We start from the raw sequence: 12,040 nt of genomic DNA, 5'->3' as shown, positions 1-12,040 counted from the left end.
TATTGTTCTTATTTTTACTTAAACCTTTCGAATATGCCAACGGCATTACTAAAAAATTAATAGCATTATAAACCGTGAAAATTATAATAACTTGGTTAATATCAAGGTCTTGAAGGTCATTATTAAAAATGAATACTAATTATACAACACATCTTATTTGTGCTCCTGAGTTAACAGATACTTACAAAGTAACTAATATTAATATTAAATTAGATGAATTTGTAAATAAAAATGAACTATTAATATCGTTAACTAAAGATAATGATCATATTTGCATTAATTCAATTGAAAGTGGTCAAATTGGTTATTTATATATAAATATTGGTGATGAAGTTAAAAGTGGTGATTTATTATTAACTATGGAAGTTGAGGAATTACCTGCTGGATTTTTAGTATTAGAAGAGCAGCAAGTTGTTAAAAGTTTAATTGAAGCAGATGTTGTAAATTCATTACTTATAATACCTTCAGCAGCTAAATTAGCTTCTCGTTTGGGAGTTGATTTAAGTTTAGTAAAACCAAATAATTTATCAGGTTATATCGGTAATGAAGAAGTTGAATTTTTTGTTAAGCATGAATTATTCAAATTACAGCAGTTAAGAAAATTATTAGCATAGTTAGTTTGCTAATAAATATGTATTTGGCATGGTTTTGGTTGTTTTAGATATAAGTTTGTTAGTTGTATGTTTTAAATCATTGATTTTTATAGTGTATTTATTTTTAATTTATTTAAGTGGTTGATTTTTATGGATATTTTTTATTCCTTTGGATTTTCAAGATAGCTTTGATTCAATGCGGTTGTTTTTTATATATATATTGATAAGTAAAAGATAGTAGTAATAGATAAGGATTAGAAAATCTGTGGATAATTTGATAAAGCTATATTTATCAACACTTTATGTTATCCACATACCTGCTGGTAGTACTTGTTCCTACTGTGGATAATATGTGTTGTGTTTTCTCGTTTATCTGTGGGTAACACTTATCCACATTGATCTTAGACTTCCCCACATTTTAAGTGATTGATTTGTATAGGGTTGTGTGAATAAGCGTATAATCGTTGCTTTTCTTGGGGGTGTTTGATGGCAATTCAGTGGTTTCCGGGTCATATGCATGTGGCGCAGAAGAAAGTGGCAGAGACAATGGCCAAGGTGGATATGGTGATTGAAATCGTGGATGCACGTATGCCCTTGTCCAGTAGTAACCCAATGATTGAGAAGTTGCGTTTGCATCGCCAGCGCCCAGCTTTGAAAATTATCAATAAAACAGACTTAGCAGACCCGAAGTTAAGTCAGTTATGGTTGAATTATTTCCGTCAGCAAGCAGGAACTGAAGCTTTGTTGATGGGTGAAGACAACAAGCAAGCTGCAATTAAGCAGATCGCTGTCTTGTGCAAAAAATTAGCACCATTTCGGAATGATGCTGAAAAACCATTACGCGCGATGATTTTGGGGATTCCCAACGTGGGTAAGTCCACTTTATTGAACACGTTGGCTAAGCGAAAAGTGGCTCGTGTTGCAGACACGCCAGGCGTGACTAAGTCTCAGCAGCGGATTGAAACGCTTGATGGCGTTATTTTGTATGACACACCAGGTTTAATGTGGCCTAAAGTTGAACACGAACCTTCGGGCTTTCGCTTGGCTTTAGGCGGCTCGATTGGTCGAAATGCGTATGATGAAATTTTGGTGGCTTATTTTGCCATTGAAACTTTACGTGAGCGCTACCCTCAAGAATTGATGGCACGCTATAAGTTGAATAGCTTGGATGGTAGTGTGGATGAATTGTTTAATTTGATTGGTCGTAAACGTGGCGCTTTGATGGCTGGGGGTGTGATTGATGAACAAAAAACAGCAGATTTAATTATCACGGATTATCGTAGCAAAGCGATTGGTCGAATGACTTTAGAAGTACCGGATGACTTTATCGGGGTTGATTTAGGTTCGGGAGATGATCTTCCTGACGTACTTGAAACCGAAGATGACGATTGATTGGTATTTATGGTAATCACGTGCTGGTTGAATGTAACATCAAGTCATGTGTAAACCGATCTGCATTATATTAAATAGACATAGGTATATGGCTACAGGTCATTATTTTAGAGCACTTCAGCTATATACCTAGCTATGTATTCAATAATTTATTGGGTTTGTGTTGAGATGCATAATCAATATTGTTGCTACATGACGTCAAAATTGTTATTGATAGGAAATCAAAAATGGATGTAGAGCTCGGTCATTTAGAAGGTAAAGTCCTGCAGTTAGTGGACTTGTGCCGTGAATTACGTATTGAGAATCAAACACTTAGAATGGATTTACAATCGGCTCAAGAAGAAAATAAAAGCTTAAATACCAAATTAGTTGGCGCAAAAGATAAAGTGAATGCAATTTTGGCTAAATTACCCGAGGATGGCGCATGACTGATGCCGTGAAGTTGTTGGATATTTCAATCATGGGACGTGAGTTTCGTGTGGCTTGTCCTGCGCATGAAGAAGAAACCTTACTTCAAGCTGTGCAACTTCTCGACGCACGGATGCATGAAATTCGAACTGCTGGTAAGGTCATTGGTATTGAGAAGATTGCAATGATGACCGCTTTAAATATGACGCATGAATTTTTAACGGCAAAGGTTGAAGGTGGCTTTGACTTTAGTGATTTTCAGCGTAAAATCGGAAACATCAGTTCAACGATCGACGCAGTTTTACAGGAATAATTTAAGTATTTCGAATTGCGTCGTGATGCAAGTTAGCTTTCCTGCGGTGTTCGCGACGGTTCTTAATCTTTGAACCGATAAGCTGTATAGCATGTTTGCCAGTCATCTAGACGCCTGTTGTGAGCGTTCCTTGAGAATGCACCTGATGGCATCTGACCGGCAACAACTTGAACCATGGGTTCAAGATGCGAACCGAAACGGCACTGCGGGAAGCCCTCATTTTTTGTGATTACTCAAAAAACTCAATTACGTCGTAATCTTCGGCAACGCCGAACTGCGATATCTAAAATACAGCGACAAGCAGCTGCTTGGGCCGTAACTCATTATCCGCAAATTTTACAAAAACTTCGTCGTGGTAAAAAAATTGCACTATATGTGCCTGTTGGCAGTGAGTTTTCTGCTTGGCCTTTGATTTTTTTAGCATTGCAGCGAGGTTGTTTGGTGTATTTACCGGTTGTACCTAAAGTGGGTCGGCAGTTAAATTTTGTTCGGTTAAATCAATACGCTGTCTGGTCTTGTGGTGCTTTTAATATTCCAATACCCAGTCATTCTGAGCAATGTTCAAGCCGTGATTTGGACACTGTTTTTGTCCCTTTACTGGGTTTTGATTGGCAATTAGCTCGGCTAGGCCAAGGTGGCGGCTATTACGACACAACGTTTGCATTTCGTCGATTGCGAAAAATTTGGCTTAAACCAGCATTAATTGGCTTGGCATATTCATGTCAAGAAGTGGAACGATTGCCCTATGAAGCATGGGATTTAAAGTTAGATGCAATTGCGACTGAACAAGCGTGGATTCGTCGCCAGTGTATCAATCAGAGTAGTGAAATTACTGACATACTTTTGCATCCCACTTGTTTATGATATTAAACGTGGAATATGCGATTTGCATCGTGAGTCATGTGAGGTAATTATGCTGGCTGTAATTTCTTTGGCTGTTCGGGCGATGAATGCAGTAGATCTTCATGTTCGGTCTGTTGCAAATACAGCTAAGCAGTATTGGTCAGAGATTATGTTGCACCACAATGAGATTGGCTTAAAGGCTAAATTTTGTGTGTGCATGATGGGCTTAGATACTTTTAAGGGCGATCGGATTCAAATTCAAGCTGATGGGCTTGATGTAAATGAAGCAATGATCGTTGTAAGTACCATGATTCGTTCTGGTGGTCGTGATGACTAAATCGGATCAATTTAAAAATAGGGTGGCGTAAGCCGCCCTATTTGCTTCTAAGTCGTAAGTATTCAAAATTGGGTACTGTTTTTTGTAAAAAAATGTAATAAAGTAATATTTAAAATTAAATGAACTCTGGAAGCTGATTAAGCACAAAGCATGAGCTTGTTATAAAGTTAAAATAAAAGAATATGGTTTAAGCATATCTGATTTTGATCTGTAAAATTTACATATAAATTGAGCAATATTACGCCACATGCCAATAGCATTGGCGGGTAAACTAAAAAACAAGAAAATGTCAACGCAATAGAAATTAATGCGGGTCAATTTAAATGACCAATTTGACTAAGAATTAAACCAACAGAGGTTGTTATGTCGATAAATCCAGTTTCGCAATTTGTATTGCTGGCCCCACTATCGGGTGTGATGGTGCCTTTGGATACAGTACCTGATCCAGTTTTTGCCCAAAAAATGGTCGGAGATGGCGTTTCAATAGATCCAACCAGTAATGTTTTGTTGGCACCGATTGCCGGAAAAGTAACGCAAGTGCATTCAGCAATGCATGCCATTACTTTGGTTGCAGCCAATGGTATTGAAGTGTTGATCCATATTGGCTTAGACACTGTGATGTTAAAAGGCCAAGGTTTTACCGCGAAGGTTAAAGAAGGTGATGTCGTTGATGCGGGTCAGCCGTTAATTGAATTCGATATGGATGCCGTAGGCCGTAAAGCATTGTCTTTATTGACGCAAATGGTCATTACCAGTGGCGAAAAAGTAGCGCGCTATATTCCTAGTACAGGTTTGGTCGTTGCAGGTAAAGACATTGCCTTAACACTCGACTTGGCTGAGGGCGTTGTTCAAACTTCAGCCGCCACTGATTCATCCGTTGCTGTGTATTCAGACCCGATTCGTACGCCTAATCCAACCGGTCTACATGCTCGTCCCGCAGCCGTTTTGGCAAATACTGCGAAAACATTTAAGTCAGAAATTAAATTAGTTCGTGCCGACCAAGAAGCAAATGCTAAATCTGTGGTTGCAATCATGGGTCTTGAAGTGCAAAACGGCGATGAAATTCGTGTCCGTGCTGTTGGTGCTGATGCTTCTGCTGCGATTGAAAAATTAACGGCCTTAATTCTTAGCGGCTGTGGCGAAGATGTCGGTGGTGCAGTGCCAAAAAATAAACCTGCACCAGTTAATGCGATTAAAACTAGCAAAGCCAAGCCTAAGTCAGAAGATCCAAATGTGTTGACTGGGGTTTCTGCATCGCCAGGTTTGGCTGTGGGACAAATTTTCCAAGTTAAGCAAGTGGATATTGCGGTCGTTGAAGCCGGTGAGTCGCCAGAATTAGAACGCCGTCGTTTTGATCAAGCGTTGAAAGATGCGCATCAACAACTTGAAAATCTAAAATCTGAAATTAGCGATGAAAGTAAAGCTGAGATTTTTGCTGCTCATCAAGAGTTGCTTGAAGATCCGGATTTATTAGCCATTGCGATTACTGGTATCAGCAACGGCAAGAGTGCCGGTTTTGCGTGGAAAGAAGCCTACAGCACTTATTCAGCTAAGCTTGCCGCACTAAAAAATGAAGTGCTAGCCGGTCGTGCGAATGATATTCGCGACGTCGGTTTACGTGTTTTACGCTTGATCGCTGGCATTGAAGAAACAGCGATGGTCGTTCCAGAAAATGCGATTTTGATTGCAGAAGACCTGACGCCATCCGATACCGCAAGTTTGGATCGTACTCGTGTACTTGGTTTTTGCACCGTCGGTGGCGGGGCAACCAGCCACGTGGCTATTTTAGCTCGCTCGCTCAATATTCCCGCGATCTGTGGCATTGATGAAGACGCATTGAATTTAAGCAATGGTATGCCAGTCATTTTGGATGGTAGCCGTGGTACTTTGCGCAAAAACCCATCAGAAACCGAAGTCAACAATATTCGTGAAAAGCAAGCCAAGCAAGCGATTCAACGTGAGGCTGAATTAGCCGCAGCATTTGAGCCCGCCGTAACGCAAGATGGTATTCATGTCGAAGTAGTTGCAAATATTGGTGGCATTGACGATGCGATTCAAGGCGTAAAACTGGGCAGTGAAGGCGTGGGTTTGTTACGCAGTGAGTTCTTGTACTTAGAGCGCACTGATGCGCCGACTGAAGAAGAGCAAAGCCAGATTTATATCGATATTGCCAAAGCTCTCGGTAATGATCGTACATTTGTAGTGCGTACTTTGGATGTGGGTGGTGATAAACCGTTGGCCTACTTGCCAATGCCTGCCGAAGAAAATCCATTCTTGGGTATTCGTGGCGTGCGTTTATGCTTAGCAGAACCAGAGCTGTTACATACTCAAGTTCGTGCTGTTTTACGCTCTGCGCCGTTCTCTAAGCTAGCCATCATGTTCCCAATGATTACGAGCTTGGAAGAAGTGCGTGAAGTGAAGCGTATTGTTGCTGAAGAAAAAGCGGCGTTAGGAATTACTCAAGACGTTCAAGTCGGCATTATGGTTGAAGTTCCAGCTACTGCTGTTATGGCCGAGCAATTTGCACGTGAAGTTGATTTCTTCTCGATTGGTACCAACGATTTAACGCAATACACTTTAGCGATGGATCGTGGTCATCCAAAATTAGCTAAGCAAGCCGATGTGATGCATCCCGGCGTATTGAATTTAATCAATATGACGGTAAAAGGTGCACATGCCCATGGCAAGTGGGTGGGGGTGTGTGGGGGTATTGCCTCAGACCCTATGGCAATCCCGTTGTTGCTGGGTATAGGTGTGGATGAGTTATCTGCGAGTGTGCCGACTATTCCTGCAATTAAAGCTTTAGTTCGGACCTTAAATAAAGTCGAATGTGAGAAACTCGCAGCAGAAGTTTTACAAATGGGTACTGCAGCTGAAGTTCGTGCTCGTTTGTCGCAACTGGTCGATTAAAGAGGTTTGATATGGTATTGGTCGTTATTGCACTGTTAGTAGGAATTGGGATTGGTTGGGCATTGAAGGGTCGGCAAGTGCCTGTGGCACCGGCATCGGTTACAAAACCGGTTGTGCTCGAGGTGTTACCTTCGTCGTCTGCTGAACTACTCAATCCTGAGTGGTATGCCGCTTTAGGTGGTAAAGCGAATGTACGCTTAGCTGAATCCATTGCAACCACACGCATTCGTGTTGAATTGCTTGATGCCGCTTTGTTAAATGAAGCCGTATTAAAAGATTTAGGCGTAGCAGCCGTCGCAAAAATTGATGCACATACCGTGCATTTAATTAAGTAAATCGTTTGTAAATAAATAGAAAAATCCACCGGTAGATCGGTGGATTTTTTTTATCAAGATTGATGTTAATAGATGAATTTTACTTGCAGTGCTTTATATTAAAAATGACGATGGATTATTTTATTAGTAAGGTATATCCCTGTAAGGTCATCGCTGCATAGTCAATGTTTAATTTTTGTAACAGAATCTAAAGTGAGTTCGATAAACCGGTGATTGCATGACAAATAAGAAACAGCAATCGCCTTTGGAGAAAAATAATGTTTAAGAATGCATTTGCAGTCTTACAAAAAATTGGTAAAGCATTGATGCTACCGGTTGCAGTATTACCTGTGGCTGGTTTATTACTTGGGATTGGTGCTTCAAATTTTCCATTTATCCCAGAAATTGTTTCGCAAATTATGGCGCAAAGTGGCGGTGCTATTTTTGGCCATCTACCGTTGATTTTTGCAATTGGTGTTGCGCTAGGCTTGTCGGATAACGATGGCGTGGCTGGTATTGCTGCGACGGTTGGATTTGTTGTGATGATTGCAACGATGGGTGTTATGGCACCGATCATGGGCGTTGAGCCGGCAATGGTGATGGGCATGAAGTCCATGGAAACCGGTGTTTTTGGTGGGATTATTATTGGTGCTGTTGCGGCAACATTATTTAATAAATACTACCGGATTGAATTACCACCTTATCTTGGATTTTTCTCGGGCAAGCGTTTTGTGCCGATTGTGACCGGGATCGCGGCTATTTTTGTTGGCGTCGTTCTATCCTTTATTTGGCCGCCAGTACAAGGCGCAATTAATAGCTTCTCGCATTGGGCCGCGGTATCAGATACGCGTACTGCTGCGACGGTGTATGGTTTTGTTGAGCGGATGTTGATTCCATTTGGTCTGCATCATATTTGGAATGTGCCGTTTTTCTTTGAAATGGGCGAATTCACCGATGCCGCAGGTAAAGTGGTACATGGTGATATCAATCGTTTCTTTGCCGGTGATCGTACTGCGGGTATTTTGTCTGGTGCATTCTTGTTCAAAATGTTTGGTTTGCCTGCCGCAGCCATTGCGATTTGGCATACTGCGAAACCTGAAAATCGGGTGATGGTAGGTGGGATTATGATTTCAGCTGCGCTGACTTCATTCCTTACCGGGATTACCGAGCCGATTGAATTTGCCTTTATGTTTGCGGCCCCAGTGCTGTATGTTATTCATGCGGTATTGGCAGCGTCGACTCAATTTGTTGCCAATACCTTTGGTATGCATATGGGCTTTACTTTCTCGCAAGGCGGCATCGATTTCTTGATGTTTAACGTCTTTGGTAAAAATGCGCAAAACTGGTGGTATGTCCTGTTCTTTGGGCCAATGTATGCGGCCTTGTATTACTTTACTTTCCGTTACGCCATTCTCAAGTGGAATATGAAAACCCCAGGTCGTGAAGATGTGGCGGTTGATGCGGTTCAACACCAAGCCAGTGGCCAAGGTATGGCGCATGATTTGGTCGTTGCATTTGGTGGTGCAGCAAACATTGAAAGCTTAGATGCATGTATTACACGTTTGCGGATCTCTGTTCGTGATGCGGCCAAAGTCAATCAAGCTTCATTAAAAGCATTGGGTGCAGCTGGCGTGATGCAAGTTGGCAATAATATGCAGGCTATTTTTGGTACTCGTTCAGAAAATCTTAAAACTGATATGACTGAATATCTAAAAGCGGGTGGAACGGGTTTAGCAGCGCCTGCAGCAGTTGTACCTGCGGCCAGCGCGGCAGCCACGATTCGTAATCCAGCATTATTGGCTGCCTTGGGTGGTCAAGCTAATATTAGCGAGACAGCGGCAATTGCGGCAACGCGGATTCGGGTGCAATTAAAGGACGCCAAACAATTTAATGAGGCGGCGGTTTTAGCATCGGGTGTTTCTGCGGTGGCAAAATTAGATGGCAATGTTTTTCATTTGATTGTCGGTGATGCTTCACTTTTGTTGGCGTCGACTGTTTAAATTAAAAGTAATTTTAAAAAGCCCATCCTATGTTGATGGGCTTTTTTTATAATTAATGATTAATTTGATCTTCTGTCGGCATCATTTTTTGCTTTTCGCGCATTATGCATTTGCATGGGAATTATGTGCATATTGATCTGCGAATCACAGCGCACTTGCATGGCTTTCAGCATGTAGCTCATGATTGGCAAACAGCGAGCCGCCAGCATCTGCTCAAGTAGATTGCATCACCAATTTTTCGGGCACCTCAATGCATTTTTTCAATTTCACCGACCGACTGCATGATTAAAATGACTTCAATACCTAGTAGTTTATTTAAAGCTTATGATATTCGGGGGCAGATTCATTTATTAACCCCTGATTTTGCGTATTGGGTTGGTCGCGCTTGCGGTGCAGTAGCTCGCGAGCAAGGCATTGTAAAAATAGCCCTCGGTTTTGATGGGCGTTTATCCAGTCCGGCTCTCGCTATGGCGTTGGCAAAAGGATTGGTTGAGGCCGGTATTACCGTATTAGATCTCGGTTTGTCCTGTACGCCATTGTTGTATTATGCGGCTCGTCATCACGCCGCCGGCTCTGGAATGATGATTACGGGTAGCCATAATCCGCCAGATTACAATGGCATTAAAATTATGCTGGCGGGGGTAACGATTGCCGGCGATGCGCTGCAAGCCTTACGGCAAAAAATGCTCGCACAGCAATTACCACTTCAGGATGGTGGTTCAATCCAGATGCTCGATGTCGTTGCTGATTATGTAGCGGCGCTGGAACAGCAATTGCCGTTGGCAAAACCATTAAAAATCGTGATTGATTGTGGTAACGGTTCTCCGGGGGCATTGGCTCCAGCCTTGTACCGACAATTGTCGTGCGAAGTGATTGAGCTGTATTGTGAAGTCGATGGTCGTTTTCCCAATCATCACCCCGATCCCCAAGTCGCAGAAAATCTTCTTGAGTTGCAAGCGACCGTACTGGCCGAGCACGCCGATGTCGGTTTAGCGTTTGATGGCGACGGCGATCGCTTGGGGGTGGTGACGCGCACTGGAAAAATAATTCCCGGTGACCAATTATTGATGCTATTTACCACTGCCGAGTTAGCCAAACAGGCTGGCCATGTGCTTTTTGATATCAAATCAAGCCGAGCAGTGGCGCAATGGGTTAGTCAGTTGGGAGGCACCTCAGAAGCGATACCAACCGGACATTCGCATATGAAGCGTCGTTTACGTGAAACGGGAGCCATCGTAGCGGGTGAATTGTCTGGGCACTTCGCTTTTGCGGCATGGCAAGTGGATGATGCTTTATATGCCGGTGCCAAGCTATTACAACAAATTGCTGGCGGTGTTGATTTAGATGCCGAGCTGGCACGATTTCCAATCACGGTGTCATCACCAGAGCTGCAAATTCAAGTGACGGGATCGGGTCACGCCTTGGTCGAAGAAATCCGCCAACGGGCCACTTTTCCTACTGCCCACCAAGTGCTGTGTATTGATGGCTTACGCATTGAATATACCGATGGTTTTGGTTTGATCCGCGCATCAAACACCACGCCAGTCTTAACGTTACGCATTGAAGCCGATACCATGCAGGCCTTGCTGCGGATTCGGCAGGAACTTGCCAGCGCGATTGCACCGCTCCCTTTTCCAGAAATTGAAGAATGATGATGAATTTGAAACTACCTCCCCAGCATCTGATCGCCGCCAATGTCGCCAACGCCTTAACCGAAGACATCGGTGATTGCGACTGGACCGTTCAACTGATTCCTGCCGCACAACACGGCAATGCACGCATTGTGGTGCGAGAGCCAGCCATCATTTGTGGGCAAGCTTGGTTTAATGAAGTCTTTCATCAGGTCGATGCCAGCATTCAAATTGAATGGAAAGTAGCAGAAGGGGAGTATGTCGCTGCAGGACATATTATTTGTGAGCTACAAGGCAATACCCGTTCATTACTGACTGCAGAGCGTTCAGCACTCAATTTTTTACAGACGCTATCAGCAGTTGCCACAGAAACCCATCGCTACGTTGAGGCAGTAGAAGGCACCGCTGCTAAAGTCCATGACACCCGTAAAACCATCCCAGGGCTACGTCGAGCACAAAAATATGCCGTTACAATCGGTGGCGGCGAAAATCAACGCATTGGCTTATACGACGGCATCTTAATCAAAGAGAATCATATTTTAGCCGCAGGCAATATCGCCAATGCAATCGGCATGGCCCGCACCATTGCACCTGCACACGTCAGCATACAAATTGAAGTTGAAAATCTCGCCGAACTGGAACAAGCCATTACCGCTGGTGCTGTTTCAATTCTATTAGACAATATGAGTCTCGAAGAAATGAGCGCCGCAGTACAACTTGCAAAAGGGCGAGCCATACTAGAAGCCTCTGGCGGGGTTGATCTCACTCAAATTCGGGCGATTGCAGAAACCGGCGTTGATCGAATTTCGATAGGAAAGCTCACCAAAGATATAAAAGCGATCGATTTATCAATGCGATTAGCATAATCCAGATAAAAAAAACGCTAACTCAGAAATAAACGAATTAAATAGCATTTCATTTTTAAAGATAATTGCAGATTAATTAAAAATTAGATCTATTTAAATTCAACAACTTAGCGTCTTAATACGATTTTGTTTGCCACAAGGTGTTGACGTGATCGCAGGGCTGCCGTATATTTCGGCCTCTCTGCTGCTGACACAGCAAACGAAACACCGGTTTCTAGGTTGTTTTGTGTGTCCTAAGCCACTGATCTTTAACAAAATACAGCCGATGAGTGTGAGTGCTTGGTTTGCCAGTCAAACAAGTGCTTACACTCTCAAAATGATCAGTTAGACGCAAGTCTGACGGGTCGCAAGAAGTGGAGGGTGGAGTTAAATCCATCCTGTAGGGCGGGTTTTAACCCGCCTTAAAGCCAAGTTGTACAAATTAGCACAGAGA

At 42.8% G+C, this 12,040-nt stretch carries 11 protein-coding genes and 1 other RNA gene; all 12 read left to right on the top strand.

Annotation, left to right across the window (positions count from 1 at the left end; all coding sequences use genetic code 11):
• Nucleotides 1–128: 128 nt before the first annotated feature.
• Nucleotides 129–614, top strand: a complete 486-nt coding sequence (locus LG219_RS09165) for a biotin/lipoyl-containing protein (RefSeq protein WP_226764195.1) — start codon at nt 129–131, stop codon at nt 612–614.
• 465 nt (nt 615–1,079) lie between these two features.
• Nucleotides 1,080–1,985 carry a ribosome biogenesis GTPase YlqF gene (gene ylqF / locus LG219_RS09160; RefSeq protein WP_226764194.1) on the top strand — a complete coding sequence of 302 codons (906 nt, stop codon included), beginning with the start codon at nt 1,080–1,082 and terminating at the stop codon, nt 1,983–1,985.
• 227 nt (nt 1,986–2,212) lie between these two features.
• A complete protein-coding gene (gene zapB / locus LG219_RS09155; protein WP_226764193.1) occupies nt 2,213–2,413 on the top strand; it encodes a cell division protein ZapB in 201 nt (66 codons plus the stop codon).
• Nucleotides 2,410–2,706 carry a cell division protein ZapA gene (locus LG219_RS09150; RefSeq protein WP_173532780.1) on the top strand — a complete coding sequence of 99 codons (297 nt, stop codon included), beginning with the start codon at nt 2,410–2,412 and terminating at the stop codon, nt 2,704–2,706. Before zapB ends, LG219_RS09150 begins: the two co-directional genes overlap by 4 nt.
• A gap of 35 nt (nt 2,707–2,741) precedes the next feature.
• Nucleotides 2,742–2,922, top strand: a non-coding RNA gene (gene ssrS / locus LG219_RS09145) — 6S RNA.
• 9 nt (nt 2,923–2,931) lie between these two features.
• The gene (locus LG219_RS09140; protein ID WP_226764192.1) at nt 2,932–3,570 is read left to right on the top strand and encodes a 5-formyltetrahydrofolate cyclo-ligase; all 639 of its coding nucleotides are present in this window, start codon (nt 2,932–2,934) and stop codon (nt 3,568–3,570) included.
• 49 nt (nt 3,571–3,619) lie between these two features.
• Nucleotides 3,620–3,886: an HPr family phosphocarrier protein gene (locus tag LG219_RS09135; protein WP_226764191.1), complete on the top strand. Its 267-nt coding sequence runs from the start codon at nt 3,620–3,622 to the stop codon at nt 3,884–3,886.
• Between the two features lie 363 nt (nt 3,887–4,249).
• The gene (ptsP, locus tag LG219_RS09130; protein WP_226764190.1) at nt 4,250–6,796 is read left to right on the top strand and encodes a phosphoenolpyruvate--protein phosphotransferase; all 2,547 of its coding nucleotides are present in this window, start codon (nt 4,250–4,252) and stop codon (nt 6,794–6,796) included.
• Nucleotides 6,797–6,807: 11 nt separating this feature from the next.
• Nucleotides 6,808–7,131 carry a PTS sugar transporter subunit IIB gene (locus LG219_RS09125; RefSeq protein WP_226764189.1) on the top strand — a complete coding sequence of 108 codons (324 nt, stop codon included), beginning with the start codon at nt 6,808–6,810 and terminating at the stop codon, nt 7,129–7,131.
• 257 nt (nt 7,132–7,388) lie between these two features.
• Nucleotides 7,389–9,110, top strand: coding sequence for a PTS glucose transporter subunit IIBC (gene ptsG / locus LG219_RS09120; RefSeq protein ID WP_226764188.1), 1,722 nt, complete (start codon nt 7,389–7,391; stop codon nt 9,108–9,110).
• 290 nt (nt 9,111–9,400) lie between these two features.
• Complete coding sequence (locus tag LG219_RS09115) at nt 9,401–10,762, top strand: phosphomannomutase/phosphoglucomutase (RefSeq protein ID WP_226764187.1); 1,362 nt, start codon at nt 9,401–9,403, stop codon at nt 10,760–10,762.
• The gene (nadC, locus tag LG219_RS09110; RefSeq protein ID WP_308444079.1) at nt 10,759–11,607 is read left to right on the top strand and encodes a carboxylating nicotinate-nucleotide diphosphorylase; all 849 of its coding nucleotides are present in this window, start codon (nt 10,759–10,761) and stop codon (nt 11,605–11,607) included. The genes LG219_RS09115 and nadC overlap by 4 nt, the downstream gene beginning before the upstream one ends.
• Nucleotides 11,608–12,040 lie beyond the last annotated feature (433 nt).

Source organism: Deefgea salmonis, assembly GCF_020531905.1.
In the GTDB taxonomy this organism is placed as follows: Bacteria; Pseudomonadota; Gammaproteobacteria; order Burkholderiales; family Chitinibacteraceae; genus Deefgea; species Deefgea salmonis.
The sequence above is the reverse complement of the archived record's forward strand: the minus strand, read 5'-3'. Positions and strand labels throughout refer to the sequence as shown.